The organism is Actinophytocola sp. (assembly GCF_049647105.1).
Lineage (GTDB): Bacteria > Actinomycetota > Actinomycetes > Mycobacteriales > Pseudonocardiaceae > Actinophytocola.
Genome location: NZ_JBARWZ010000293.1, coordinates 1 through 25876 on the forward strand (window position 1 = coordinate 1; position 25876 = coordinate 25876).

The 25876-nt window shown below is 71.1% G+C and carries 25 protein-coding genes; 6 read left to right on the top strand and 19 right to left on the bottom strand.

All coding sequences use genetic code 11. The features are described 5' to 3' along the window. Positions 1-123 precede the first annotated feature (123 nt). The 6 genes from WBA97_RS35100 to WBA97_RS35125 form a co-directional block, all read right to left on the bottom strand. Positions 124-1116 carry an iron-containing redox enzyme family protein gene (locus WBA97_RS35100; RefSeq protein WP_424235310.1) on the bottom strand — a complete coding sequence of 331 codons (993 nt, stop codon included), beginning with the start codon at positions 1114-1116 and terminating at the stop codon, positions 124-126. Further along, positions 1106-2185, bottom strand: a complete 1080-nt coding sequence (locus WBA97_RS35105) for a carboxylate-amine ligase (RefSeq protein ID WP_424235311.1) — start codon at positions 2183-2185, stop codon at positions 1106-1108. The genes WBA97_RS35100 and WBA97_RS35105 overlap by 11 nt, the downstream gene beginning before the upstream one ends. Beyond that, positions 2182-2304, bottom strand: coding sequence for a hypothetical protein (locus WBA97_RS35110; RefSeq protein ID WP_424235312.1), 123 nt, complete (start codon positions 2302-2304; stop codon positions 2182-2184). The genes WBA97_RS35105 and WBA97_RS35110 overlap by 4 nt, the downstream gene beginning before the upstream one ends. An 81-nt stretch (positions 2305-2385) precedes the next feature. Next, positions 2386-2553: a DUF397 domain-containing protein gene (locus WBA97_RS35115; RefSeq protein ID WP_424235313.1), complete on the bottom strand. Its 168-nt coding sequence runs from the start codon at positions 2551-2553 to the stop codon at positions 2386-2388. After that, positions 2550-3380, bottom strand: coding sequence for a helix-turn-helix domain-containing protein (locus WBA97_RS35120; protein WP_424235314.1), 831 nt, complete (start codon positions 3378-3380; stop codon positions 2550-2552). The genes WBA97_RS35115 and WBA97_RS35120 overlap by 4 nt, the downstream gene beginning before the upstream one ends. Before the next feature lie 450 nt (positions 3381-3830). Continuing rightward, entirely contained in the window at positions 3831-4205 is a 375-nt protein-coding gene (locus WBA97_RS35125) for a hypothetical protein (protein WP_424235315.1), read from the bottom strand. Between the two features lie 137 nt (positions 4206-4342). Here WBA97_RS35125 and WBA97_RS35130 point away from each other — a divergent pair, with 137 nt between their 5' ends. From WBA97_RS35130 to WBA97_RS35140, 3 genes are read left to right on the top strand one after another with little or no spacing between them, the layout of a single operon-like run. Next, entirely contained in the window at positions 4343-5761 is a 1419-nt protein-coding gene (locus tag WBA97_RS35130) for an MFS transporter (protein WP_424235316.1), read from the top strand. Between the two features lie 35 nt (positions 5762-5796). After that, positions 5797-6432: a TetR/AcrR family transcriptional regulator gene (locus tag WBA97_RS35135; RefSeq protein ID WP_424235317.1), complete on the top strand. Its 636-nt coding sequence runs from the start codon at positions 5797-5799 to the stop codon at positions 6430-6432. Continuing rightward, a complete protein-coding gene (locus WBA97_RS35140; RefSeq protein ID WP_424235318.1) occupies positions 6429-7121 on the top strand; it encodes a DNA alkylation repair protein in 693 nt (230 codons plus the stop codon). Before WBA97_RS35135 ends, WBA97_RS35140 begins: the two co-directional genes overlap by 4 nt. A 13-nt stretch (positions 7122-7134) precedes the next feature. Here the strand turns inward: WBA97_RS35140 and WBA97_RS35145 are convergent, their stop codons facing one another. From WBA97_RS35145 to WBA97_RS35155, 3 genes are read right to left on the bottom strand one after another with little or no spacing between them, the layout of a single operon-like run. Continuing rightward, on the bottom strand, positions 7135-8226 hold the full coding sequence (locus WBA97_RS35145) for a trans-sulfuration enzyme family protein (protein WP_424235319.1): 1092 nt from the start codon (positions 8224-8226) through the stop codon (positions 7135-7137). Between the two features lie 9 nt (positions 8227-8235). Beyond that, positions 8236-9003, bottom strand: coding sequence for a dimethylargininase (gene ddaH / locus WBA97_RS35150; protein ID WP_424235320.1), 768 nt, complete (start codon positions 9001-9003; stop codon positions 8236-8238). 35 nt (positions 9004-9038) lie between these two features. Next, on the bottom strand, positions 9039-9515 hold the full coding sequence (locus WBA97_RS35155) for an SRPBCC family protein (RefSeq protein ID WP_424235321.1): 477 nt from the start codon (positions 9513-9515) through the stop codon (positions 9039-9041). Between the two features lie 172 nt (positions 9516-9687). Here WBA97_RS35155 and WBA97_RS35160 point away from each other — a divergent pair, with 172 nt between their 5' ends. Together WBA97_RS35160 and WBA97_RS35165 are read left to right on the top strand one after the other, a co-directional pair. Beyond that, on the top strand, positions 9688-11235 hold the full coding sequence (locus WBA97_RS35160; RefSeq protein ID WP_424235322.1) for a cellulose binding domain-containing protein: 1548 nt from the start codon (positions 9688-9690) through the stop codon (positions 11233-11235). 87 nt (positions 11236-11322) lie between these two features. Then, positions 11323-11862 carry a hypothetical protein gene (locus WBA97_RS35165; protein WP_424235323.1) on the top strand — a complete coding sequence of 180 codons (540 nt, stop codon included), beginning with the start codon at positions 11323-11325 and terminating at the stop codon, positions 11860-11862. A 2-nt stretch (positions 11863-11864) separates the two neighbouring features. On the opposite strand, the gene WBA97_RS35170 is transcribed toward WBA97_RS35165, so the two are convergent. The 10 genes from WBA97_RS35170 to WBA97_RS35215 all read right to left on the bottom strand — a co-directional run bounded on the left by WBA97_RS35170 (position 11865) and on the right by WBA97_RS35215 (position 24518). Beyond that, positions 11865-12644 carry a glycerophosphodiester phosphodiesterase gene (locus WBA97_RS35170; protein ID WP_424235324.1) on the bottom strand — a complete coding sequence of 260 codons (780 nt, stop codon included), beginning with the start codon at positions 12642-12644 and terminating at the stop codon, positions 11865-11867. Positions 12645-12680: 36 nt separating this feature from the next. Further along, positions 12681-13388 (bottom strand): NTP transferase domain-containing protein, encoded by a 708-nt coding sequence (locus WBA97_RS35175; RefSeq protein ID WP_424235325.1) that lies wholly within the window; start codon positions 13386-13388, stop codon positions 12681-12683. Continuing rightward, complete coding sequence (locus tag WBA97_RS35180; RefSeq protein ID WP_424235326.1) at positions 13385-14593, bottom strand: CDP-glycerol glycerophosphotransferase family protein; 1209 nt, start codon at positions 14591-14593, stop codon at positions 13385-13387. Before WBA97_RS35180 ends, WBA97_RS35175 begins: the two co-directional genes overlap by 4 nt. Positions 14594-14655: 62 nt before the next feature. After that, positions 14656-15369: a sirohydrochlorin chelatase gene (locus WBA97_RS35185; RefSeq protein ID WP_424235327.1), complete on the bottom strand. Its 714-nt coding sequence runs from the start codon at positions 15367-15369 to the stop codon at positions 14656-14658. A 107-nt stretch (positions 15370-15476) separates the two neighbouring features. Continuing rightward, entirely contained in the window at positions 15477-16595 is a 1119-nt protein-coding gene (locus WBA97_RS35190) for a uroporphyrinogen-III synthase (RefSeq protein WP_424235328.1), read from the bottom strand. Next, on the bottom strand, positions 16592-16930 hold the full coding sequence (nirD, locus tag WBA97_RS35195; protein WP_424235329.1) for a nitrite reductase small subunit NirD: 339 nt from the start codon (positions 16928-16930) through the stop codon (positions 16592-16594). Before nirD ends, WBA97_RS35190 begins: the two co-directional genes overlap by 4 nt. Then, positions 16927-19434 carry a nitrite reductase large subunit NirB gene (gene nirB, locus WBA97_RS35200; RefSeq protein WP_424235330.1) on the bottom strand — a complete coding sequence of 836 codons (2508 nt, stop codon included), beginning with the start codon at positions 19432-19434 and terminating at the stop codon, positions 16927-16929. Before nirB ends, nirD begins: the two co-directional genes overlap by 4 nt. A gap of 5 nt (positions 19435-19439) precedes the next feature. Then, complete coding sequence (locus tag WBA97_RS35205) at positions 19440-20969, bottom strand: MFS transporter (RefSeq protein ID WP_424235331.1); 1530 nt, start codon at positions 20967-20969, stop codon at positions 19440-19442. A gap of 22 nt (positions 20970-20991) precedes the next feature. Further along, positions 20992-22464, bottom strand: coding sequence for an FAD-dependent oxidoreductase (locus WBA97_RS35210; RefSeq protein ID WP_424235332.1), 1473 nt, complete (start codon positions 22462-22464; stop codon positions 20992-20994). Continuing rightward, on the bottom strand, positions 22461-24518 hold the full coding sequence (locus WBA97_RS35215) for a molybdopterin oxidoreductase family protein (RefSeq protein WP_424235333.1): 2058 nt from the start codon (positions 24516-24518) through the stop codon (positions 22461-22463). The genes WBA97_RS35210 and WBA97_RS35215 overlap by 4 nt, the downstream gene beginning before the upstream one ends. Before the next feature lie 246 nt (positions 24519-24764). Here WBA97_RS35215 and WBA97_RS35220 point away from each other — a divergent pair. Then, positions 24765-25876, top strand: a 1112-nt coding sequence (locus tag WBA97_RS35220) for a BTAD domain-containing putative transcriptional regulator (RefSeq protein WP_424235334.1), incomplete at its 3' end; no start/stop codon positions are given.

A 25876-nucleotide genomic window follows, 5' to 3' on the forward strand; every position in this document is an offset into this window, starting at 1 on the left:
CAGGTGGTCGCTGGCAAGGCGCGGGAAAGCCGCTCGTACCGGGTTGTACTTGGGCTTTCCCGCAACGCCGCCAGCGGCCGCCTGGGCCGTGGAGAAACGTGCCCTCTTCGCCTTGACGGGGCACTAGCCCGGGAGCGGCATCGAGGTCCGGCCCGCGCGCCACGCGGTCAGCACGTGCTCGCCGAACCGCTCCTCGAGGAACTCGGTCGCCCGCACGCCGAACACGACGTCCGCCGCCAGTTCCGGTTCGCGGTCGAGGAGATCGCCGATGACGTCGTGGCGCAGGACCTGCTCGTGCACCGCGTCCGCCTCCACGTGCTCGGCGAAGAAGTGGGTGAGGTCCGTCCCGCCGCCGAGCCGCTCGATCGCCTTCACGATGCGGGCGGCGCTCGGCGCGGTGGTGATCTCGGCGGCCGCGAAGTGCCCCACCATGGCCGCGCGCAGCCTGCGGTGCAGCCCGAACATCGACATCATGTTGACCACCGCGATCACCGGTGCCGGCACGTCGTCGAAGTAGTGCAGGTAGCCGGTGTCCAGACCGGCCGCCGCCATCAGGTCCCGGTACAGCTGGGCGTGCACGCGGTCGCCGTGGCCGCCGCCGAACTCGTCGAACTCGACCGCGACCAGCGCGGCCTTCGCCTGCCCGGACAGGCGCGGGATCACCCACGCGTGCGGGTCGGCCTCCTTGTGGTGGTAGATCGAGCGATGCATGACGTATTCGCGGAACTGCCACCACTCACCGTCGTCGCGCAGGAAGTGCGACACCCCGGCCCCCGGGACCGGCTCGACCAGCAGCCCGTCCAGCACGGCGCCCACATCGGACCCGGCCGCCACGTTCGCGCGGAGCGCCGCCTCGAACACCCGCTCCAGGTCGCGCCGGAACGCGAGCAGCTCCGGCGACCACTCCCAGTCCGGGTCGACGTCGTGGAAACCCTGGTAGTGCAGCTCGTAGCAGGTGTGCAGCGCGACCGCGAGGTCCGCACCGAACGGGTCCGCGCCGGTCACGTCGACGGGCGGCAGGGTGCCACCGCGCAGCAGCGAGACCACGGCGGAGGACAACGGTCCCCGTGGCCGCGGCAGTGCCGCGGTCAGCACCGGGTGGACATCAGTCCTCATCAGACACTCCAATTGCCAGCAGTCGCACCACATCGGCGGGCTCGCCGACCACTCGCTGTCGTTCGGCGCCGGTGCCGCGCCGCAGCACGCCCGCGAACAGTTCCCGTGCCGCCGCGAGGTCGCCCGCCTCGGCCAGCGCGGGCGCGACCCGCACGATCAGTTCGTCGAGCAGTTCGGTCGCGGGTACCCGTTCTGCCCGCAAGGGATGCACGCCGACGCCATTCAGTCCGTATCGTGCCGCCGACCACACGGCGGCGGCCAGCACCTGGTCGTCGAGCCACGGCGCCTCCCGGCCGAACGACAGGTCGGTGAGCGCGGTCGTGACGAGCGCCCGCGACAGCGTGGCCTGCAGCAGCGCACCGGACACGTCGACGGCCGTGTCGGCCACCCGCAGCTCGACCGTCGGCCACGTCGGCGACGGCCGGACCAGCCAGAACGTCTGGGCCTCGTCGAAGAGGGCCCCGCTGTCGACGAGCCTCGCGACCTGCTCGTCGTGGTCGGCCGCGTCGTGGAACCACGGCGGCGCGCCAGCGCCGGGGAAGCGGGACTGCTCGATGATCCGCCAGCTGGCATAGCCGGTGTCGCGGCCGTAGTGGTACGGCGAGTTCACCGACAGGGCCAGCAGTGTGGGCAGCCAGAGCCGCAGGTGGTTACACACCGCGACCGCCGTCTCCCGGTCGGGCACACCGACGTGCACATGACAGCCGCACGCCTGGTAGTCGCGCACGACCTCGGCGTACCGGGCGGTGATGCCAGCGAACCGGGACCCGGCGGTGGGCACCGCGGGCCCACCCAGCGGCGACGTCCCGCTCGGCAGGAGCCACACGCCGCACCCGCTCGCCGCGGCGGCGAGCCGCGCCCGCCCGGCCATGAGCGCGTACTCCAGCTCGTCGAGCGTGGAGCACGGCACGGTCGCGGCCTCCACCTGCGTCTGCGACAGCTCGGCGTGCACTGCCCCCGGCGCGGGCTCCTCCTGCGCCGCCTTCAGCACTTCCGTGGCGGCAGGCACCGACCGGCCCGTCTCCGGGTCGGCGAGCAGGAACTCCTCCTCGACACCGAACGTGCTCACAGCCGCGGGACTACCTCCTCGCGCCAGAACCGGAAGTGCTCCGGTTGTGGCAGGACCTGCGCCAGCTCTCCGGGCAGGCCTTCGGTGGGCCGGATCCGGTGCGCGGTCTCCAGTCCCACCTCGACGGGAGCCGTGTCGGCTTACCAGCGTGTGGAATGGGAGAGGCCCCCAAGCCAGTAGCCGGGGGGCCTCCGTCCATATCAGCGGTCGTACCGGCCAGTCTTGACGTTCTGAACGAACTCGCCGAGAGAGGGGGCTGGCAGCACAGGCCCGCCCTTGTCCTTGCTGTCTCGCAGAGCGGCGAGGTCGCCTCTGACCTGGACACAGTTACCGCTGGAGTCGGAGTAGGTCGAACTGCGCCACGTCATGATCTGATCTCCTTCAACACCCCCCGGAGTGTAGCCCGGGTTTCAGACGCTGAAAGGGCCACGCCGTTCAGTATTGCCACCTGTCTGGTAAACGGCTCTGAGCGGTCGCCCTGCAAGTAGACGCCACCTCCCGTGACATCGACGTTGACCACCGGTGGCACGCTCGGGAAGGTCATGTAGAGCCAACTGTGAGACAGCGCGCTTATGGGCAGGTGCTCCCGCACCACGCGCACGGCTATCCCGCGGTCGGAGGCCGCCATCAGGTGCCTGATCTGCTGTCCGTGGACCTCGGGACCACCAAAGGGCACATGCAAGGCCCCCTCGTAGATAAACGCCGTGTAGTCGATCGTGCCGAGGATCTCCTGACGTCGCTTCCGCGCCACCCATCGGAGGTCAGCCTCCTCGGCTGGGACTCCGTCAGTGAGCATGAACGCCCTGGCGTAAGGCTCGATCTGCAACAGTCCCGGGACGAGCAGCACGGACCAGTCAGTCAGGCCGTTAGCCTCGGCCTCGTAACTGGCGAGCAACCCCATCTCCTTGGGAACCCCTGGTAGGGGTCGTTCCCACCATCCGCCCTTGTCGCCGGATACCACGAAGTCGATCAACTCTTGCCGCTCCGCAATCGGGACCATGAGGGCTGTCGTGATCATGGCGACCTCTTCTGTCGAGATACGGCGCTTGCCTGTCTCGATCCGATGCAACGTGCTCTCGCTGAGGCCACAACCCACCGCGAGCTGTTCCAAGGTCATCTGTCGTGCGTCGCGCAAAGTCCGTAACCGTATACCGACCTGCCGATCCCGAACCGTCGGTTGCGCCTTACCCGCCATAGACCACTCCTATTTCAGGCATTGAAACGGCGAGCGCGTTTCAGAAACGGAGTCTAGCCTCTGAATCCGGGCTCGCATCCGACCGGCATGGAGCTACGGGATTGGGGCTGGAGGGCAGAGATGTGACACCTTGCGTGGTTCATGGCCGACGCATGGAGGGGCTCACGCACCCATTCGGGGGGCGGAACGCCTACGGGTTGAATGCCCACCAGCACCACTTCCGCCTGGTCCCTGGGGACAAGTACCTGGCTGTCCTCTCAGACTCGAAATCCAAGGCGCTGGTTGACGCCATCCCATTCGGAGTGGGCTCAGACCTGGACGATCCGCGGCCGTACATCGCGCGCCTTGCTCTGGATTGGGCCAGGAGACACGGATTGCTGGGTCGTCTGGTCAAGCCCACACCGCACGATGCGATGTCCCGAAGGACGCTTTCGGGTCGTTGAGTTCCGGTCAGCTGAACTTCTCGATCAGCCACGCGCACAGCTGCGCCTCATCCATCTCGGGGAACTCCTCGGCGAAGGTGATCAGCGCCCGCTCCGCCTCGGCCCGGTCCAGGCCACGCGCGGCCGCCGCCCTCAGGTAGTCCTGCCGGGCCGCGGTCGGCCTGCCACCGCCCGCGCCACGCCCCGGCAGCCCGTCCCGCCACCGCACGATCGCCGTCACCTGGTCCGACCGCCAGCCCGGCGCGCCGTCGACCTCGACGTCCGGCTCCGGGAAGGGGTGCCGCGAGTCGCCCGGGTACCGAAGACGCCACTTGTGCACGGCGTGCCTGCTGACGCCCAGCGCGTCGGCCACCCCGACGACCCCGAGATAGTGCCTCGTCATGGCGGGCACCGTACAACATCGTCACCAACAGAGACAACGTTGGGTCGCCACGCTGTCCTCTCATTTCTATCGGAATGAAGCGTTCCGTTCTGATACATTGGAACGGAACTAAGCATTCCGTTCCTTAAGGAGTACTCGTGACCGCCACCCTCGACGCGTCCGCCCCGGTCGCGACCGTCGCCAGCCCGCGGCGCTGGCTCGGGCTGTTCGCGATCCTCGGCGCCGACCTGCTCAACCTCCTCGACTCCACCGTCGGAACCATCGCGGCGCCCGCGATCCGGGCGGACCTCGGCGGTTCGACCTCGACGCTGCAGTGGATCGCCGCCGGCTACACGCTCGCCATGGCGGTCGGACTGCTGGTCGGCGGGCGGCTCGGCGACATGTACGGCCGCAAGCGGATGATGATCGTCGGCGTGCTCGGCTTCATGGCCGCGTCGCTGCTGTGCGCGGTCAGCTTCTCGCCCGAGATGCTGCTCGCCGCCCGCGTGCTGCAGGGCGGGTTCGGCGCGGTGATGGTGCCGCAGTCGTTCGGGCTGATCCGCGAGCTGTTCGGTGCCGAGGTCGGCAAGGCGTTCGCCCTGCTCGGGCCGGTGATCGGGCTCGCGACCGTGGTCGGGCCGATCGTCGCGGGGCTGCTCACCGACGCCGACCTGTTCGGCACCGGCTGGCGGATGGTCTTCGCGATCAACGTGCCGCTCGGCCTGTTCGCCCTGCTCGTCGGCCGCCGCGTGCTGCCGGACAGCGCACCGACGGCCCGCGGTCAGCGGCTCGACGTGCGTGGCGCGGTCCTCGCGGCGGCGGGCATGTTCCTGCTGGTCTACCCGCTGACGCAGGGCCACGAGCTGGGCTGGCCGGTGTGGTCGTTCGGCATGCTGGCGGCGTCGGTGGTCGTGCTCGCGGTGTTCGTGGCGACCCAGGGCGGCGGCGGCGCGGTGCTCGTGCGGCTGTCCGTGTTCGCCAAGCGGTCCTACGCCTCGGGTGTGGTGTTCGTCCTCGCGTTCTTCGGCGTGATCACCGGCTTCTCGCTCGCCGTCGGCCTCTTCCTGCAGCTGGGACTCGGCTACTCGCCGCTGCACGCCAGCCTGGCGATGGCGCCGTGGGCGGTCGGCGCGTTCGTCGGCTCCGCGGTCGGCGCGACCGCGCTCAGCGGACTGGGCAGGCGGGTACTCCACCTCGGGCTGGGGCTCATGGGCACGGGCCTGGTGTGGCTGTACGTCTCGATGTCGGTCGACGGCCTGCCGATCGCGCCGCTCGTGGTGTTCGGCGCGGGCATGGGCATGATCTTCGTGCCCCTGTTCGACATCATCGTCGGCGACCTGTCCGACAGGGAGATCGGTTCCGCGTCCGGGATCCTGACCTCGGTGCAGCAGCTCGGCGCGTCGCTGGGCATCGCGGTGCTGGGCACCGTGTTCTTCTCCAACGTCGACGCACCGGCGGCACCCGCGTTCGTCGACGCGGCGAAGATCGTCACGCTGGTCGCGATCGGCCTGACCGCGGTCACCTTCGCGCTCGGTTTCCTGCTGCCCCACAAGGCGAAGGCGGCGGCGCACCAATAATCTAGAACAGAGCGTTACGTTCCGAGGAGGTTCCGATGTCGGCTCCGCTCAGCGGCCGTAAGGCACAGGCCGCCCGCAACGACGGGCTGATCGTCGAGGCGGCGCGCGAGGTGTTCGTGGCGGACCCGACGGCGCCGATCGCCGCGGTCGCTGAGCGGGCCGGTGTCGGCATCAGCGCCCTGTACCGGCGCTACCCCAGCAAGGAGGACCTGCTGCGCAAGCTGTGCGCGGACGGCCTCGTGCTCTACACGTCGATCGTGGAGAAGGCGGTCGCCACGGTCGACGCCGACCCGTGGGCGGCGTTCGCGACCTTCATGCGCGAGGTCGTGGACGCCGACACCCACTCCATCACCAACGCGCTGGCGGGCACGTTCACCCCGTCGCCGGAGCTGTACGAGATGTCGAAGTGGTCGGGCGAACTGAACGAGCGGCTGGTCGGGAAGGCGCAGAAGGCGGGCGTGGTCCGCACGGACCTGGACGTCGGCGACCTCGGCGCCCTGTTCGGCCAGCTGGCCTCGGTCAGCGTCGGCGACCCGGCCCGCGACGCGGAGCTGCGGCAGCGCTACCTGACGATCATGCTCGACGGCCTGCGAGTCCCGCCGTCGACCACCGAGCTGCCGAACCACGCACCCACCGTCGAGGAGCGGGCCCGGCAGTGGGTCCCGGCATGAGCACCGCCGCCGCCATCCTGGCCGAGTTGCGGGCCAACGCCACCACCGAGGACCGGAAGAAGACGAGCGACCGCCTCCCGGACGGCTACCCGCTGTTCGGCGTGCGGATGAAGACGACGTTCGACCTGGCGAAGGCACACGCCGCGATGCCGCTGGCCGAGGTGGCGGCACTGTTCGGGGAGCCGGAGTACGAGGCCCGGCTGTGCGCGGTGTGCGTGCTGGACTTCAAGGCCAGATCGCCCAGGCTGGGCGACGACGAGCGCCGGGCGGGGTACGAGCTGTACCTGACCCGGCACGACCGCATCGACACCTGGGACATGGTGGACCGGGCGGCGCCGAGGGTCGTGGGCCAGTACCTGATGGACCGGCCACACGACCCGCTGTTCGCACTGGCGCGGTCGGCGAACCCGCACGAACGCAGAACCGCCATCACCGCGCCGCTCTACTGGGCGCGGTACGGCACCCCCGCCCACCTGCCCGACCTGTTCCGCCTCGCCGGACTCCTCGCGGCGGACGAGGACGTGGTGGTGTCCAAACCGGTCGGCATCTCGCTGAAGTACGCGGGCCTGCTGGACGAGCCTGCCCTGCTGTCCTTCCTGGACACCCACGCGGCGAACCTGCCACGACCGGCGTTGAGCTACGCCGTCGAAAAGCTGCCGCCGCCACTGCGGGTGAAATACCGGGGGTGACGAGGTGCTGGGCTCAGCTGCCGAGCGCGGCGTCGAGATCCGCCCACAGGTCCTCGACGTGCTCGCAGCCGACCGACAGCCGCAGCAGCGACGGCGGCACGTGCTCCTGCCCGGTGAGCTTCGCGCGCCGCTCGACGGTCGACTCCACGCCGCCGAGGCTGGTCGCCGCGTTGACCACCCGCAGGGCCGCGCACACCGCGTCCGCCGCCGCGGCGCCGCCGGCGACCTCGAACGACAGCATCGCGCCGAACCCGGACATCTGTGCCGCGGCCCGCTGGTGGCCGGGGTCGGCAGGCAGGCCCGGGTACCGCACCCGCGTCACCGCCGGGTGCCGGTCGAGCCGTTCCGCCAGCACCCCGGCCGACTCCTGAGCCTGACGCACACGCAGCGGCATGGTCCGCAGCCCGCGCACGGCGAGGAACGCCTCCATCCCGCCAGGGGTGGCGCCCGCGAGCACGCGGTTCGTGCGCAGCCGCGCGGCAAGCTCCTCGTCGGCGGTGACGGTCAGGCCGATCAGCAGGTCGGCGTGCCCGCCGATGTACTTGGAGCCGCTGTGCATCACGACGTCCGCGCCCAGCGCCAGCGGCCGCTGCAGCAGCGGGGTGGCGAACGTGTTGTCCACCGCGACCGGCACCCCGGCGGCCCGCGCACCGGCGCAGAGGGCGGGCAGGTCGGCGACGTCCATCAGCGGGTTGGTCGGTGACTCCAGCCACAGCAGCGCCGCGCCGTCGACGGCGGCGAGCGTGGCCTCGGTGTCGGTGATGTCCCGCAGGTCCACCTCGTGGCCACGCACGGTCACGAGGTCGCGGACCGCGGTGTAGGAGTCGGCGGGCACCACCACCCGCGACCCGGCGGGCAACAGGTCCACGATGGCCGCCGCCGCGCCCATGCCCGACGCGTACGCGGTCGCCGTCCCGCCCTCGAGCTGCCCGACGACCTGCTCCAGCGCGTCCCAGGTCGGGGTGCCGTCGTTACGGGAGTACTCGAACGCGCCGCCGCCGCGGAAGCTCGACGCGAACACCGGCGGCACGTTCAGCGGCGCCCCGGATCGGCCGTCGCCGCGGCCCGCGCCGACGCAGACAGTCTCTATCCGTGGTGTGGTCACGATGGCAATCTAGAACCTCGGGGGACCGGGACGCAGCCGCACCGACAGGCAGGTCACGCAGCCCTCGAGCTTCTCGAACTCGCCGATGTCGACGACGACCGGCTCGAGACCCCTGGCGCGAAACAGCGCGGCGGACCCGGGTGCGCCCGCCGCCATGAGCACGCGGTCGCCGCCGAGCAGGACGACGTGCGAGCCGCTCTCCTCCGGCACGGCGAGGAACCGCTCGAACACCGACGGGTCGTCGACCAGCGGCGGGTAGCCGATCACGGTGCCGTCGGGCAGCGCGGTGACGGCGGACTTCAGATGCAGCACCCTGGTCACGGGCACCGGCACGACGGTCGCGCCCGGCAGGTGCGCGGCGAGCTGCCGGATGCCATCGTCGTTGGTCCGGTCACCTCGGCCGACGTACACGGTCGACCCGATCTTGAGCACGTCTCCGCCGTCGAGGGTGCCCGGCGCCTCGATCCGCCGGAGGTCGTATCCGTCGAGCGCCGCCGCAAGGCCGTCGGTCTCGGCGCGCCGCCCGACGGCGCCGGACCTGGCGAGGACGGCCGTCTTCCCGTACACGACAACGGGATCCTCGACGAACACGGCGTCGGGGCAGTCGTCGGCGGGCGCCACCTCGACGACCCGCCACCCCTCGGCGGCGAGTACCTCCACATAGGACTCCCACTGCCGCAGCGCGAGAGCGGCATCGACGGGCTGCCGCTCGATGTGCGAGATCAGCCCCTCGACGAGCCGAGGACCGGGACGCCGCACCAACGCTGTCACTGGCATGCGGTCAGGTTAGTGCCCGCATGCGTTGGCCCCCCTCAACTCGGGGTGCGCGTCGACACCTTTCGCGCGATGGCTGCCAGTGTCTGTTCGATGGAGTAGGCGTTGAAGCCGGGGCGGTCCGGCTTTCCTGTCACGATGGGGCCGAGGTAGCGCTGGACGAACTTGTTGCCGACGCGGTACCAGTGCTCGGTGAGGCGGCAGCCGGTGGCCGTCGGCGTGATCTCGTACGCCCAGCGCGACACCCGCATCCCGAACGGCGAGCGGACGTCGAACAGGAACCAGTGCGGCGGCTCGCACTCCATCACCCGCACCCTGGTCCACCACTCCTTGCCCGGGCCTCGGTTGACACCGCGGAAACGGGCACCGACGGCGGGACCGGTGGCCCCGCCGACCCAGTGACCGCCCGCGTTCTCCGGGCTCAGCTCACCCATGCCGGGCAGGTCCGTGACGATGGCCCACACGAGTTCAGGGTCGGCGGCCAACTCGACACTCCGCGAGATCGTGGGCTCCACGAACCAACGGTCGCACGCGGTTCGCAGGCCCGGCAAGCCAATGCGCACGCCTGGAGAAGTCCGGTTTGTCTCGCTGTATTGGTCCAGACCTTGCCGTTGTCCATGGTCTAGACCACACTGGGCTCAGGGAGATTCACGGGGTGTTTCTTCGTTCCTGCGCGAGGAGTCCACGATGCGAAGATGGTTCATGGGTCTGGCCGCCACCACCCTGGTGCTCGGCCTGGTCACGGCGGTGCCCGCCACCGCAGCGCCCGGGTTGACGGCCACGTTCACCAAGGTGTCCGACTGGGGCACCGGCTTCGAAGGCAAGGTCACCGTCAAGAACGCGTCCAGCACGGCACTCAGCGGCTGGACCATCGAGTTCGACCTCCCCAGCGGGTACTCGATCCCCAGCGTCTGGGACGCCGTCCACACCGCGAGCGGACAGCACCACACGTTCCGCAACCCGTCCTGGGCACCCACCCTCGGCGCGGGCGCCTCGACCAGCTTCGGCTTCAACGGCAGCCCCGGTAACTTCCCCGGCATCCAGAACTGCCGCTTCAACGGCGACCCGTGCGACGGCGGCGGCGGCAACCCCGGCGCGCCGTCGACCCCGGGCACGCCGTCGGCCACCGGGACCACCAACTCCTCGATCTCCCTGTCGTGGGGCGCGTCGACCGGCACCGTCACCGGCTACCGCGTCTACGAGGGCACGACCGTGCGCGCCACGGTGACCGGCACGTCCACCACGATCAGCGGCCTCGGCACCTGCACCTCGCACACCTACACGGTCGCCGCGTACAACAGCGCGGGCGAGTCGGCCAAGAGCGGTTCGGTCAGCGCCTCCACCACCGGCTGCACGCAGCCGACCGGTGGCCGCGGCGCGCCGTACCTGTACATGGGCTGGGGCGACCCACCCGCACCCGCGACCGTCATGTCTGCGACCGGCGTCAAGTGGTTCACCATGGCGTTCGTGCTCTCCGGCGGCGGCTGCAGCCCGGCATGGGACTCCACCCGCCCGCTGACCGGCGGCGTCGACCAGCAGGCGATCAACGCGATCCGCGCCGCGGGCGGTGACATCGTGCCGTCGTTCGGCGGCTGGAGCGGCAACAAGCTCGGCCCCAACTGCTCGACCCCGCAGGCCCTGGCCGGTGCCTACCAGCAGGTCATCAACGCCTACGGCCTGAAGGCGATCGACATCGACATCGAGAACTCCGACGAGTTCGAGAACGACACCGTCCGCAACCGGATCCTCGACGCGCTGAAGATCGTCAAGCAGAACAACCCCGGCATCCAGACGATCATCACGTTCGGCACGACGATCACCGGCCCGAACTACTACGGCAACCTGCTCATCGAGCGCGCCGCGGCCATTCAGGCAGGCATCGACGTGTTCACGATCATGCCGTTCGACTTCGGCTCGTCGAACATCGGCACCGACACCATCAACGCCGCAGAGGGCCTGAAGAACAAGCTCAAGTCCTCGTTCGGCTGGACCGACGCGCAGGCCTACGCCCACATGGGCATCTCGGGCATGAACGGCCTGTCCGACCAGCAGGAGCTGACGTCGGTGGCCACCTGGACCTCGATCCGTGACTGGGCCAAGTCGCACGGCCTCGGCAGGCTCGCGTTCTGGTCCGTCAACCGCGACCGGCCATGTCCCGGTGGCGGCGTGGTGAGCAACTGCAGCGGGATCGCCCAGAACAACTGGGACTTCTCGCGCATCACCGCGGGGTTCTGAGGAGGCGGGACGGGGGCGGCCGCGATCCGGTCGTCCCCGGTCCCACCCGCACGAAACCGCCAGGTCCCCGGCCGCGTCCAACCCGGCGTGGTCACGTTCACGAGAGAAGTCCCCGGCTCCGCGCCCCTGGTGGTGCGCTCGAACTCGACGACCACCGTGCTGTACGTGATGCTGCTGGTGGCGACCGCACTGCTGGTGGTGCTGATCGTGGCGCTCCCGGTGCTCATGATCAGCCTCGGCTCCCCCGCCTTCGCCGCGATCGCCGCGCCACTGCTGGCGCAGCTCTACCTCACCGTCCTGATCGTGCGCGAGTACCAGGGCCTGCTCGGCCCGCAGCTCGCCGCCGACCACACCGGGCTGTGGATCCGCACCGGACTCGGCGCCCGCCCCGAGACCGTGTTCCTGCCGTGGCAGGCCGTCGACGGGATCGACACCGCCAAGGGCCCGGTCGTGCGGATCATGAGCAGCCATGGCGAGACCCTCTTCCCCGCCCGCCCGCACTATCGGGTCCGGTCGCTGCGCAGGCGCTTCGGCACGGCGTTCGTCATCGACGGCAAGCGCTCGGCCGAGCCCGTCGAGCGGATCGCCCACCGCCTGCACCAGCTCGGACAGTGGGCGAGCCGCTGACGTCACACGGTCGCCAGCTCCCCGCGCAGCGCGGCGATCGCCTTCGGCACGTTGTTGACGCACAGCGCGTCGACGCCCGCGTCCAGCAGCTGCTGCGCGAACTTCACCGTCGGGCACCACGCCAGGAACTCGCGGCCGCTCGCGTGCACCGTCTCGACGACGTACTCGAGCGGGCGGTGCAGCTCGACCGGCTCACGGTCGTTGGGCCGCAGCGACCCCCAGTGCGGGGCCAGTACCTGCACGTCCAGGTGCCCTGCCATGGCGACCGCCTGGCCGATCGGGAACTCGACCCACGTGAGCAGCCCGCGCGGCACGCCAGGCGCCAGCTCCTTCGCGATGTCGAGCGCGCCGGCGTCGAACGAGCTGATCAGCGTCGGCCGCCGCCGCGACTCCCGGCGGGCGACGCCCGCGAGCTGAGCCATGGTCGTCTCGGTGCGATGCCGGGTGGCGTCCTCCATCGACGTCTTCACGTCGAAGTCGATGCCGATCCCGGCGGGCAGTGCCGCCAGCAGCTCGTCAAGGTCGAGGGCACCGTCGCCGGTGGCCTCGGTGCCCGTGATGTCGGCGTAGAACACCCCGTCCGCGTTCGCCGGGTTGTGCGCGACCACCAGGCGGTCGTCCGACGTGCGGCGGACGTCGACCTCCACCCAGTCGATGCCGAGCGCGGCCGCGGCCAGGAAGGACTCGAGGGTGTTCTCGGGGATTCCGTCAACGATGCCTCGGCCAAGACCGCGATGCCCGAGCAGCGCGAGTCCTGGTCCGAACACTCTGTTGCCGTCCATAGCGCGCCGTCGTCGGCGCGCCCGAGAAAGCCCAGCTCAGGCCGCCGAGGTGACGGTCTTGCCCACCTCCACGTTGGCACGTTCGAGGTCTCCGGCGAAGTCCACCTCCACCACGAAGAACTCGGAGATGTCCAACGCCAGCACCGGCATGCCGGCCGTCTCGATCGCGGACTCGATACCGCGTTCGAAGTAGTCGGTGTCGGTGCAGTCCTCCAGGTGCTCGACCAGCGTCGCCCGGTCGGCCGACGCGATGTAGTTGATGCCGACGGCCTCTCCGAGACCACCGACCACTGATTTTGACAGCTCCTGGATGAGTCCGTCGAGCGAAGCGGTGTACTTCACCTCTTCTTCACCGCAAGCTTCCGTGTTGACACATACGAAGCTGCGGTCCGCCTCGATCGCCGCCGCGACCGGCGCGAGCAGCTTCGGGTCGAACACGACGTCGCCGTTGAGCCACAGCACGCCACCCGGCCGGCACAGCCGCAACGCCCTGAGCAGGCTCTTCGATGTGTTGGTGTGCTCGTAGCGCTCGTTGTAGACGAACCGGGCAGCCGGCGCGGCCCGCATGATCTCCTCGGCGTGGAACCCGACGACGATCGTCACCTCCGGGTCGGTGAGCCCGTCCGCGAGGTTGTCCAACTGCTGGCGCATGATGCTGCGGCCGTCCGCGAGCGGCGTCAGCGGCTTCGGGTGGGGCATGCCGAGCCGGGTGCCCATACCGGCGGCCAGGATCACGACGTTCATGCGGGCACCTCCACGGTGGTGACGGAAAGGTTGGCGTCGCGGGTGCGGACCGCGTCGTCGATCGCGGCGAGGAACCGGATCGTGCTCTCGCCGGGCGCGAGGTCGCCGAAGTACAGCTCGCGCACGGCGGCGCGGGCCTGGCGGTACTCGTCGTGGTCGAGGCGGGCGGCGACCGTGCCGGTGAGCGTGCCGATGGTGGCCGAGTCGATCACGTCGGCGCACCGGCTGATCGGTGCCTCGGTGTGCAGCCGCTCGCGGTCGTCGTGCCGGTCGGCGACGAACATCGGCTGGTGCTGGCGCAGATAGAGGAAGTCGAGGCCGACCGACGACACGTCGGTGATCATGAGATCGCAGCCGGGGAACACGGCGAGGATGTCGCCGTGCTCGGCCACGACGTGCTCGCCACCGGCCCGCCAGAGCCTGCGGACGATCTCCCGGTGCGCGGCCGCGATCTCCGGGATGGGGCTGACCGCGACGCGGGGGTGCGGCTTGTAGACGAGCCGGACGTCCGGCACCGCGAGGACCGACTCGGTGATCGCCGGGCCGAACACGTCGACGGAGGTGTAGTTGTTGGAGGCGTTCTCCCCCTCCCACGTCGGCGCGTACAGAATTGTCCTCTGTGTACTGGGCGCCAGGACGGGTGCGGGACGCAGGTCGAGCTGAGGGCGGCCGACGGGCACGAGGGCCGCGTCGTCGAACTCCATCAGCGCCGCGCGGTGCCGCCGCCGGGCCGCCTCGCCCGCGATGAACACGCGGTCGTAGGCCTTGACCTGGTTCGAGACCATGCAGACCTTGTCGCTCTCGCCGTGGTTCACGTGCACGTGCAGCATGTGCCGCTGCATGAGCGAGTGGAAGTTGTGCACGGAGTTGTTCACGTACACGGCGACCTTGAAGTCGCTGCCCTCGTAGAGCTGCACGAGATCCGGGAACGCGGGCGCGAGGACGGTCCGCAGCGGGGTGTCCAGCGCCTCGTAGGTCTTCCGGTTCCTGGTGATGATCGTGACCGGATGCTCGCGGTCCAGCCGCTCCAGCACGGGAAGCCACTGGTCAAGCTGGTAGAGCTTGCGCGGATCATCGGCGAAGTAGACGGCGACGGTCCCGGGGACGGCCGTGCCCGGCTCATAGCCTGCGGGCATGGGTCCGGAGGGGGTGTCGAGGATGCGGCGAACGTCACCGGCCTTTTTGCGGTTGCCGAACAAGCCCACGGGCAGGACTCCAAGAGGGTGTGAAGCGATGAGTGTGGCCGAGACTCCTCCGGCCGCTTACATCATCGCGGGTAGCACACCGGAAGTCCAAGTCCCGGACCCCCTTGGGAAACCCATTGTTCACGAACCGTTGCGTGCCGGTAGCGCCGGATGATCAACTCCGCGACCGCGGGATGCGCGCCGAGCGGCGCCGCGGTGACGTCCGCGCCCGCTTCGACGGCCCGCCGGTGGAAGAGTCCCGGCGCGAGGAACCAGCTCGCGACGGCCTCCCCGCCCGCGAGCACGTCGCCGAGCGCGGGCTCCGACGTCGCGACGAACCCGACCCGCGCGGCCCCGAGCCGCCTGGCCGCCGCGTACACCTCACGCCGCGCGCGGGGGTCGGACGACCCGGAGGCGGCGAGCACGACCGGCTGCCCTGGCACCCACCCCGCCTCGGCGAGCCGGTGCCGGGCGACCGTCACGAGGTCGGGCCCGAGGTGCGGGGTGAGCACGGCGGGCGTGCCGGCCGCGGCGATCTGGGCCGGGATGTCGACCTTCACGTGGTACCCGGCGGCGAGAAAAGCGGGCACGACGACGGCCGGGCCCTGACAGTCCCGCAGCACGTCGGTGACCGAAGGCCCCCGGACGTCGGCGAACGCGACCCGCACGTCGGGCAGGTGCCGCCGGACCAGGTCGGCCAGCTCCTCCACGACGGCGGCGCCTGCCGGATCCCGCGTGCCATGGGCAACGAGCACACAGGCCTGGTCCGCCTCCCCGGAATCAACAGTTGTGGTCACGTTGGCACCGAATTGTTCTGTCTGGTCACGTACCTGTGGCTGGTTTGCGTCACGTTCCCCTGAGGTGCGGTTGAGAACCCGGCGGCCTGATCTGACCTGACGGGGTGTCATGACGGCTCTATTGCCAGGCGGTAGCCGCGTTTCACGACCGTCGTCACGAGGTTCGGGACGCCGAGTGCGGCACGCAGCCGCCCGACCGCGGTCTCCACCGCGTGTACGTCCACTGTGTCCTCCCGGCCCGAGTGCCTGCGCAGCACCCCGGCGAGCATCCGCCGCGACAGCACCTGACCCGGCACCTCGGCCAGTGCCCGCAGCACCGCCATCGGCGCGGGCGCCACCGGCCGCAGCTCCGCGTCCACCAGCACCGCCTGCCCCCGCAGCTCCAGCAGGCACTCCCCGACCTTGACCCGCGTGGCCCGCGCGGGCAGCGCCACCGCGAGCTCCCGCACCAGCGCGCCGATCCTGGCCCTCGGCGGCTGGATCACCGGCACGCCGACCCGCGCGAACGGGCTCGCCGTGATCGGCCCGACACACACCACCAGCACCCGGTACCGCAACGCGTCCAGCACCTGTTCGTACCGGTCCTCCGCCGCCGCCGTCCGCAGCACACTCGCCGCCGCCGGGGCGCTGGTGAACGTCAGCGCGTCGACCTGACCGGCGACCAGGGCGTCGAGCAGGCGCGACAGCGGCGCCGGATCGGCGGGCCCGGTCCACCGGTACACCGGCACCTCCACCACCTCGGCGCCTGCGGCCCGCAGCGCCTCGACGAAGTCACGCAACGGCTCCCCGTGCAGCTGCACCGCGATCCGCTTCCCCGCCACCCCGTCGGCCAGCAGGTGCTCGAGCAGCTCCGCGCTGGCCTCCGACACCGGCGCCCACGCCTCGACCAGACCGGCCGCGCGCACCGCGCCCTTCGCCTTCGGGCCGCGCGTCAGCACCGTCGCCCCGCCGAGTGCGGCGAGGAGGCTGTCGCCGAGTCCCCAGCCCTCGGCGGCCTCCACCCAGCCGCGGAACCCGATGCCCGTGGTGGCGACCACGACATCCGGCGGTACCTCGATGATGGCTCGCGTCTGGCGAAGGAGGTCCTCGTCGTCGGCGAGTGGGATGAGCCGGATCGCCGGTCCGAACTGGACGGTCGCGCCACGGCGCGCGAGCAGTGCGCCCAGCTCGTCGGCGCGGCGGGCGGCGGTGACGCCCACCGTGTAGCCGGCCAGCGGCGCGGTCACGGCGGGCCGACCAGGATGGCGCCGTCCTCGACCCGCACGGGATACACCGCGACCGACACGGCCGGGTCGTCCACACAGGACCCGGTGCGCAGGTCGAAGTGCTGCTTGTGCATGGGCGACGCGACGACCGGCACCCCGCCGAGGTCACCGACGAGCCCGCGCGACAGCACGGCGGCGCCACTGAACGGATCCACATTGGACAACGCGTGCACGGCCCCGGCCGGGGTCAGGAAGATCGCCACCTGTTCGTCGCCGGCCAGCAGGGCCGCCACCCCCCGGCCGGGGATCAGGTCATCCACCGCGCACACGCGCGTCCACACCTCGATCGCGGTCATCGGCCCGCACCCGTCGGCATGCCGAGCGGCACCGGCTGACCCCGCTCCTCACGGAAGGAGATCGTCGGGTCCGGGGTGCCCGGCGCGTTCACGAACGAGGTGAACCGCGCGAGCTTCGCCGGATCGTTCAGCACCCCCGCCCACTCGTCCGCATACGACTCGGCGTGCTTGGCCATCGCCGCGTCGAGATCCTCACAGATGCCGAGGCTGTCGTCCACGATCACCTCCCGCAGGTGGTCGAGCCCGCCGTCCATGGCCTCCAGCCACGCGGCCGTGCGCTGCAGCCGGTCGGCCGTGCGCACGTAGAACATCAGGAACCGGTCGATGTAGGTGAACAGTTCCTCTGTGGACACGTCGGACACGAACAGCTCGGCGTGCCTCGGCGTGAACCCGCCGTTGCCGCCGACGTACAGGTTCCAGCCGTGCTCGGTCGCGATCACCCCGAAGTCCTTCGACCTGGCCTCCGCGCACTCCCGCGCACAGCCGGACACCGCCGACTTGATCTTGTGCGGGGCGCGCAGGCCCCGGTACCGCAGCTCCAGCTCGATCGCGAGCCGCACCGAGTCCTGCACGCCGTAGCGGCACCACGTGTCGCCGACACACGACTTCACGGTACGCAGCGCCTTGCCGTACGCGTGCCCGGACTCGAACCCCGCGTCGACGAGCCGCCGCCAGATCGCGGGCAGCTGGTCCACGGTCGCGCCGAACAGGTCGATCCGCTGCCCGCCGGTGATCTTGGTGTACAGCCCGAAGTCCTGCGCCACCTGCGCGATCACCATCAGCTTCTCCGGCGTGATCTCGCCGCCGGGGATGCGCGGCACCACCGAGTAGGTGCCGTTGCGCTGCAGGTTCGCGAGGAAGTGGTCGTTGGTGTCCTGCAGCGCGGCCTGCTCGCCGTCGAGCACGTGCCCGTTGCCGAGCGACGCGAGCATCGACGCGACCGCGGGCTTGCAGAGGTCGCAGCCGCTTCCGTTGCCGTACCTGGCGATCAGCTCGCTGAACGTGTGGATGCCGGTGGACAGCAGGATCTCGAACAACTCGGATCGGCGCTGCGTGAAGTGCTCGCACAGCGCGTTCGACTGCTCGACACCCGCCGCCGACAGCAGCTGTTTGAGCATCGGCACGCACGAACCGCACGTGGTGCCCGCCTTGGTGCACGCCTTGAGCGCGGGCACCTCCGCGCAACCATCGGCGATCGCCCCGTTGATCGCGCCCTTGGTGACGCCGTTGCACGAGCAGACCTGCGCCTCGTCCGGCAGGGCACCGATCCCGATCCCGACCGCGGCCGCGCCGCCGCTCGGCGCGATCATGGCGGCCGGGTCGCCTGGCAGGTCGCGGCCGACGAGCGGGCGCAGCAGCGGGTAGGACGTCGCGTCGCCGACGAGGACGCCGCCAAGCAACGTCTTCGCGTCGTCGGAGACCACGAGCTTCTTGTACGTGCCCGCGACCGCGTCGTTGAACACGACCTCGAGCGCGCCCTCGGTCGTGGCGTGCGCGTCGCCGAAGCTCGCGACGTCCACGCCGAGCAGCTTCAGCTTCGTCGACGTGTCACCGTGCGCGAACGTGGACCGTCCGCCAAGGAGCCGGTCCGCGACCACCTCCGCCATCGCGTTGCCCGGCGCGACGAGGCCGTACACGGCGCCGTCGACGCACGCGCACTCCCCGACCGCGTAGATGTCCCGGTCGCTGGTGACGCAGTCGCCGCCGACCGCGACGCCGCCGCGTGCCCCCACGGCGAGCCCGGCCGCGCGGGCCAGTTCGTCGCGGGGTCGCACTCCCGCGGAGAACACGACGAGGTCGACGTCCAACTCGGTGCCGTTGGACAGCTTCGCGAGCAGGCGGCCCCGGTCGGCCTCGATGGCCTGGGTGCCGGTGCCCGGGTGGACGGTCACGTCGAGCCGTTCGATCAGCATGCGGAGCAGCCCGCCGCCACCGTCGTCGACCTGCAGCGGCATCAACCGCGGCGCCAGCTCGACGACGTGCGGGGACAGTCCCATGTCCCGCAACGCCTTCGCCGCCTCCAGCCCGAGCAGTCCGCCACCGACGACGAGCGCGGCACGCCTGCCTCGGGCGGCCTTCTCGGCGTTCGCGCGGATCGCGTCGAGATCATCGATGGTCCGGTACACGTGGCAGCCGGGCAGGTCGTGGCCTGGCACGGGCGGCACGAACGGGTAGGACCCGGTGGCGAGCACCAGCGCGTCGTAGGCCACGGTGGCGCCGCTCCGCGTGGTGATCGCCTTCGCGTCGCGGTCGATCGCCACGACCGGGTCGCCGAGGTGCAGGGACACCAGGTCGTCGCCGTCGTAGGTGGCGCCGTCGAGCTGGAGCGCCAGCGGATCCCATGTGTCCACATAGGACGTCAGTGCGACGCGGTCGTAGGCGGGCCGGGGTTCCTCGGCGAACACCTCCACCCGCCACTCGCCGGTCAGGTCCTTCTCACGCAGTGACTCCACGAGCCGGTGCCCGACCGGCCCGTTGCCTGCCACCACAAGTGTTCTGGACATGTGCGTCACACCCCCGCGTGCGCGAGGCTCGGGACGCGGGCGACCGCGAAGCTCCTGCGCAGGTAGTAGAACCAGGTCAGGAACGCGAAGACGACGTAGGCGGCGAGGAACACGTACAGCGCGGAGGTCGACCAGTCGTCGCCCGCGGCCGCCACCGCCTGCTTCTCGGCCAGGGTCGGCGCCGCCGCCACCTTCGCCGTGACGTCGAGGCTCGCCTGCCGGAAGATCAGCTGGATCAGGAAGCCACCGAACGCGCCGATCGCACCCGCGATGCCGATCACCGCGGCCGCCTCCCGCTTGAACTTCAACGCGGTCGCCGACTTCTCCAGGCCCTTCTCTTCGGCCTCCTTGCGGCCCAGCTCACCGAAGATCACCGGGATCATCCGGTACGTCGACCCGTTGCCAGCGCCGGAGAGCAGGAAGATCACCATGTAGGAGCAGAAGAAGAGGGTGAAGCTGTGCGCGTTGACGCCGACGATCGCGAGCGCGGTGAACACTCCCATGCCGAGAAAGCAGCACAGCGTCACGCGTGCGCCGCCGATCCGGTCGGACAGCCAGCCACCGAACGGGCGGGCCACCGACCCGATCAGCGCACCGACGAAGCCGAGCCCGGCCAGGTAGGTGGCGATGAACGGGTGCTGCGCGAGGAACTCGGGGAAGGTGTTCTTGATGACCAGCGGCAGCGCGAACGAGTAGCCGATGAACGAGCCGAACGTGCCGATGTAGAGGATCGACATGATCCAGGTCTGACCGTGGCGCAACGAGGACAGATAGGACCGTGCGTCTGACCGCGCGTGGGTGATGCTGTCCATGAAGAACCACGCGCACAGCGCCGCCACCACGATGAACGGGATCCAGATCAGGCCCGCGTAGGCGAGGTGCACCTCGTGCTGGGGCAGTTTCGCCGCCGCGACAGGCAACCCGATGATCACCACCAGCGGCACGACCAGCTGCACGACGGCCACGCCGAGGTTGCCGCCCGCCGCGTTCAGGCCGAGCGCGAAGCCCTTCTTGCGTTCCGGGTAGAAGAACGAGATGTTCGCCATGGACGAGGAGAAGTTGCCGCCGCCGACACCCGCGGTCGCCGCGCAGGCCAGCAGCACCCAGAACTGGGTGTCGTGCGACTGGCCCGCGAGCCACCCGCTCGGCACCACGATCGCCAGCAGCAGCGACGGGATCAGCAGCAGGCTCGCGCTGATCACCGTCCACAGGCGACCGCCGAACCTCGGCACCGCGAACGTGTACGGGATGCGCAGCGCCGCGCCGATCAGGTTCGGCATGGCGGTGAGCCAGAACGTCTCCGCGAGCGTCATGGGCAGCCCGGCGTTCGCCAGGTTGATCACGACCACCGACCACAGCACCCAGATGGCGAAGCCGAGGTGTTCCGCGAAGATCGAGAAGACCAGGTTCTTGCTGGCGATCCGTTTGCCGGTCGACTCCCAGAACGCCTCGTCGTCGGGGTCCCAGTCGTCGATCCAGCGGCCTTTGCGGCGGGTGGTGGTGGTCGGGGGCGAGGTGTCGATCGTGGCGGTCAAGGTCGCGGTCTCCTCGGGAGGTTCAGGCCGTGCCTTCATCGGCGGTGGCGAGCCAGTCTGCGATCGCGGTGACGGTGTCGCGGCAGCCGCCGCAGCCCGTGGTCGCGCGGGTCGACTGGGCGAGGCCCGCCACGCCGCGGGCACCGCCGCGCCAGGCCTTCACCAACTGGCTCTTGCTGACGGTGTTACAGCGGCACACCGTTGTCGCCGCTGGTAGGTCTGCCGGGCTGTGCGCGGCGGACGCGCCTGGTGGGAGTGCTCGGCCGAGCAGCAGCGCGAGCCGGTCGGACGGCGCGGGGATCCCCCGGTCGTACAGCTGGGTGATCGCGGCGGCCGCGTCCGGCGCACCGAGCACGATGGCGCCTGCCACGCGGTCGTCGCGCAGGACGAGCTTGACGTACCGGCCACCGGTCGGGTCGGCCAGGCACAGCACCTCCGCGTCCGGGGTGTCCACGTCCGCGTGCACGTCACCGAGCGCGGCGAGGTCGACGTCCTTGGCCTTCAGCCGGGTCACGACCGGGGTGCCCCGGTAGCGGGCGGCCGGTCGGGCACCGGTGAGCAGGTCCGCGAGCACGGCGGCCTGCTCCCACGCGGGCTGCACGAGCCCGGAGATCGTGCCGGGGTGCTGCGCGCAGTCACCGATGGCGTGGACGCGGGGGTCGTCGGTGCGCAGCAGGTCGTCGACGACGATGCCACGCTCGACGGTCAGCCCCGCGTCCCTGGCGAGCCCGGTCTCCTGGATCACCCCGGCCGACACGACGACCAGGTCGGCGGGCACGTGGGTGCCGTCGTCCAGCTTGAGCCCGTCGCCGGGCACGAAGCGGGCGGCCTTCACGTTCAGCCGCGCCTCGATGCCGAGCGTGGCGAGCCGGGTGGCGAGCACGGCACCCGCGCCGGGGTCGAGCTGGCGTTCCATCAGGTGCCCCACCGGGTGCACGACGGTGACGAGGTTGCCCCGGGTCGCGAGCCCCCTCGCCGCCTCGAGCCCGAGCAGGCCGCCGCCGACCACCGCGACCGGCGCCCCGGGCCGGGACGCGGCGACGATCTGCTCGCAGTCGTCGAGCGTGCGGAACGCGACGGCGCCTGGTGCGGGCGCCCCGTCGACGACGAGGCCCTCGGTCGGCGGGAGCCACGGCCTGCTGCCGGTGGCGAGCACGAGCGCGTCGTAGTCCACCGTCGAGCCGTCCGTGAGGACGACCTTCCGTGCCGTGCGGTCGATCCCGGTGACCGTGGTGGCGAGCCGCAGGTCGACGTCGTGCCTTGCGGCCCAGCCGTCGTCCTGCAGCCGGACCATCTCCGGGGTCATCCCGCCACCGACCACACTGGACAGCAGGATCCGGTTGTACGCGGGGTGCCGCTCGGCCCCGAGCACCGTGATGGCCACGTGCTCGGTGTCCCGTCCGCGGATCTCCTCGGCGAGCCGGGCCCCGGCCATGCCGTACCCGACGATCACGACGCGCCTCGACGTCGATGGTTCGGTCGCAAGCTCCCTCACGTAACGGCCTCCAGTCGCACCGCGCACACCTTGAACTCGGGCATGCGGCTGGTCGGGTCCAGCGCGGGGTTGGTGAGCAGGTTCGCCCGCTCGTCGCCGGGAAAGTGGAACGGCAGGAACACGAGGTCGACGCGGATCGTTGGCACGCACCGCACCCGCGCCCGGACCGTGCCACGCCGGGACACGACGTCGGTGACGTCGCCGTCCGCGAACCCGGCCCGCGTCGCGGTGTCCGGGTGGACCTCCACGTACAGCTCGGGCACCGCGGCCATCAGCTCGGGCACGAGCCTGGTCTGCGCGCCGGACTGGTAGTGCGCCAGCACGCGGCCCGTGGTGGCCTGCAACGGGAACTCGTCGTCGGGTGGCTCAGCGGGTCCACTGTGGTCGACCGCGGCGAACCGCGCCAGCCCGCCGGGATGCGCGAACCCGTCGAGGAAGGCACGCGGCGTGCCGGGGTGGTCGACCGACGGCACGGGCCAGTGCAGCGCCTCCCCGTCCCGCAACCGGTCGTAGGACACCCCGGCGTAGTCGGCGATCCCACCGGCCGACGCACGCCGCAGCTCGTCGAACACCCGCTCCTCGTCCTCGGGGAACCGCTCCTCCGGCTGCCCGAGCCGCGTCGCGAGCCCGCGCAGCACCGCCAGATCGGTCCGCACCCCCGGTGGGGCGGTGACGGCCTTGCGCCGCAACAGGATCCGGCCCTCGAGGTTGGTCATCGTGCCGTCCTCCTCCGCCCACTGCGTGACCGGCAGGACCACGTCCGCCGTCGCCGCCGTCTCGGACATGACGACGTCCGCGACCACCAGCAGCTCCACTTCGGACAACCGGGACGCGATCCTGGCGGCGTTCGGGGCGGACACGAGCACGTTGCTGCCGAACACCAGCAGCCCCTTCGGGGCGGAGTCGAGCAGCTCGTACGCGGACCTGCCGGGTCCTGGCAGCGAGTCCGGGTCGACGCCCCACACCGCGGCCACGTGCGCGCGGGCGGCGGGGTCGTCGAGCCTGCGGTAGCCAGGGAGCTGGTCGGCCTTCTGCCCGTGCTCGCGGCCGCCCTGCCCGTTGCCCTGCCCGGTCAGGCAGCCGAACCCGGAACCCGGCTTCCCCGGCAGGCCGAGCGCGAGCGCGAGGTTGATCCACGCGCTGACCATGTCCGTGCCGCGTGCGTGCTGCTCGGTCCCTCGTGCGGTCAGCACGTAGGCGTTGCCGGCGGTGGCGAGCATGGTGGCGGCGGCCCGCTGGTCGGCGGCCGCGACCCCGGTCACCCGCTCGACCCGCTCCGGCCACCACGTCGCGGCGATCCGCCACACCTCGTCGAAGCCGGTGGTGCGCGCGGCGAGGTAGTCGCGGCGCAGGTGGCCGTCGGCGACGACCGCGTGCAGGATGCCCAGCGCCAGCGCGAGGTCCGTGCCGGGCGCGGGCTGCAGGTGGAGGTTCGCCAGCTCTGCGGTGGCCGAGCGGCGCGGGTCGACCACGATCAGCTCGGCGTCGCGGAGGTGCTGGGTGAACGGCGGCATCGTCTCCGCCGGGTTGCCGCCGACCAGCAGCACGGCGTCCGCGTCGCGCAGGTCCTCGACCGGGAACGGCAGGCCCCGGTCCATCCCGAACGCACGCGTCCCGGCCGCGGCGGCCGACGACATGCAGAACCGTCCGTTGTAGTCGATCTGCGATGTGCCCAGTGCGACGCGGGCGAACTTGCCGAGGAGGTAGGCCTTCTCGTTGGTCAGCCCACCGCCGCCGAAGACCGCGACCGCGTCGGCGCCGTGCCGGGCCTGTAGCTCGATGACCCGGTTCGCGACGAGGTCCAGCGCCCGGTCCCAGCCGGCCGGCCGCAGCTCACCGTCCACCTTGACCAGTGGCTGGGTGAGCCGTCCTGGCGAGTCGAGCAGTGCCGCGGCGGTCCAGCCCTTCTGGCAGAGCCCGCCCCGGTTGGTCGGGAAGTCGCGCGGTTCGATCTCGGTGCCGGTGAGCCGCATCCCACACTGGAGGGCGCAGTAGGGGCAGTGTGTGTCGACGGTGCCGGTGCGGAGTGATGACGGGCTGGCCGCGATCGTCACGCGCTGTCCTCCTCGCTTCGTCTGGACAGGACGCTAAGGAGCGCGTGTTACCCGCATGTTCGCGAATGTTTCCTGCGTGCGACATTGCCCGCCCCACGACGGTCGGCACGCGGTGAGACCCGGGCCCTCACCGGGCGTCGATCATGCCACCCGGGGTGAAACCACCACCGGATTCACGCGGGGTTGGTAAGAAGAGACCATCACAACCGGTTCCGTTTCGCACACCCCACGCATACGATCGCAACGGTGGCGACGGTTTTGTTCCGGATGCTCGGGCCTCTCGAAGCCGAGGTCGAGGGGAACTCTGTCGCGCTCGGCGGACCCAAGCCGCGGTTGCTGCTTGCCACGCTCCTGATGCGGCCGAACATGGCGGTCAGCACCGACGTGCTCGTCGACGTGCTCTGGCCGGAGTCACCCCCGCGCTCGGCCGCCGCCAACGTGCGGACCTACGTGCACAGCCTGCGCCGCCTCCTCGACAACCGCATCGAGCACCGTCCCGGCGGGTACCTGCTGCGGGCCGAGCCCGCCGAGATCGACCTGTGCCGGTTCGAGGAGACCCGCGACCCTGACCTGTGGCGCGGCCGGTTCCTCGCGGACCTGCCGGAGAGCCACGTGTTCGACGCGACCGCCGCCAGGGTCACCGAGCTGTGGCTGTCCGCCCGCGAGGACCGGCTGCGCGAGCGGATCGACCGGGGCGAGCACGACGCCGCGGCCGCCGAGCTGCGTGGCATGCTCCGCGACCACCCGCTGCGCGAGGAGTTGTGGCAGCTCCTCATCCACGCGCTGACCGCGGCCGGCCGCCGCGCCGACGCCATCGCGGCCTACACCGAGGCCGAGCAGATCCTCCGCGACGAGCTGGACGCCGCACCCGGCGCCGCGCTGCTCGCCGCGCTCTCGCCGGTCTGCCAGCTGCCGCTCGACCTGCCCGACTTCACCGGCCGCGACGACCTCGTCCAGGATCTCGTGCAGCAGGTCCGCAACCGCGACCGGCCCGCCGTGGTCGTGTTGTCCGGGCCGCCCGGCGTCGGCAAGTCGGCCGTCGCGGTGCGGGTCGCCCACTTGGTGCGCGCGCACTTCCCGGACGGCCAGCTGCACATCGACCTCGCGGGCACGTCGGCGTCCCCGCGCAGGCCCGCCGACGTGCTGGCCGAGCTGCTGCGCGCGGTCGGCCAGGCCGACGTGCCCCACGGCCTGGCGGAACGGTCCGCGACGCTGCGTTCCGCGCTCGCCGCCCGCCGCGTGCTGCTCGTGCTCGACGATGCCGCGAACGCCGCCCAGGTCGCGCCGCTCCTGCCCGGTGCGGGCGGGTCGGCGGTGCTGGTGACGACCCGCGTCATGCTGCCGGACCTCGTCGGCGC

Excerpts from the sequence above, each read along its gene's own strand:
- WBA97_RS35175 (WP_424235325.1), bottom strand. The coding sequence starts at position 13,388 with ATGAACGTCGTGATCCTGGCCGCCGGTATGGGCACCCGGCTCGGCATG.
- WBA97_RS35125 (WP_424235315.1), bottom strand. The coding sequence starts at position 4,205 with ATGACGAGGCACTATCTCGGGGTCGTCGGGGTGGCCGACGCGCTGGGC.
- WBA97_RS35170 (WP_424235324.1), bottom strand. The coding sequence starts at position 12,644 with ATGGACGGCAACAGAGTGTTCGGACCAGGACTCGCGCTGCTCGGGCAT.
- WBA97_RS35160 (WP_424235322.1), top strand. The coding sequence starts at position 9,688 with ATGCGAAGATGGTTCATGGGTCTGGCCGCCACCACCCTGGTGCTCGGC.
- WBA97_RS35135 (WP_424235317.1), top strand. The coding sequence starts at position 5,797 with ATGTCGGCTCCGCTCAGCGGCCGTAAGGCACAGGCCGCCCGCAACGAC.
- WBA97_RS35120 (WP_424235314.1), bottom strand. The coding sequence starts at position 3,380 with ATGGCGGGTAAGGCGCAACCGACGGTTCGGGATCGGCAGGTCGGTATA.
- nirD (WP_424235329.1), bottom strand. The coding sequence starts at position 16,930 with ATGACCGCGATCGAGGTGTGGACGCGCGTGTGCGCGGTGGATGACCTG.
- WBA97_RS35140 (WP_424235318.1), top strand. The coding sequence starts at position 6,429 with ATGAGCACCGCCGCCGCCATCCTGGCCGAGTTGCGGGCCAACGCCACC.
- nirB (WP_424235330.1), bottom strand. The coding sequence starts at position 19,434 with ATGTCCAGAACACTTGTGGTGGCAGGCAACGGGCCGGTCGGGCACCGG.
- WBA97_RS35100 (WP_424235310.1), bottom strand. The coding sequence starts at position 1,116 with ATGAGGACTGATGTCCACCCGGTGCTGACCGCGGCACTGCCGCGGCCA.
- ddaH (WP_424235320.1), bottom strand. The coding sequence starts at position 9,003 with ATGCCAGTGACAGCGTTGGTGCGGCGTCCCGGTCCTCGGCTCGTCGAG.
- WBA97_RS35115 (WP_424235313.1), bottom strand. The coding sequence starts at position 2,553 with ATGACGTGGCGCAGTTCGACCTACTCCGACTCCAGCGGTAACTGTGTC.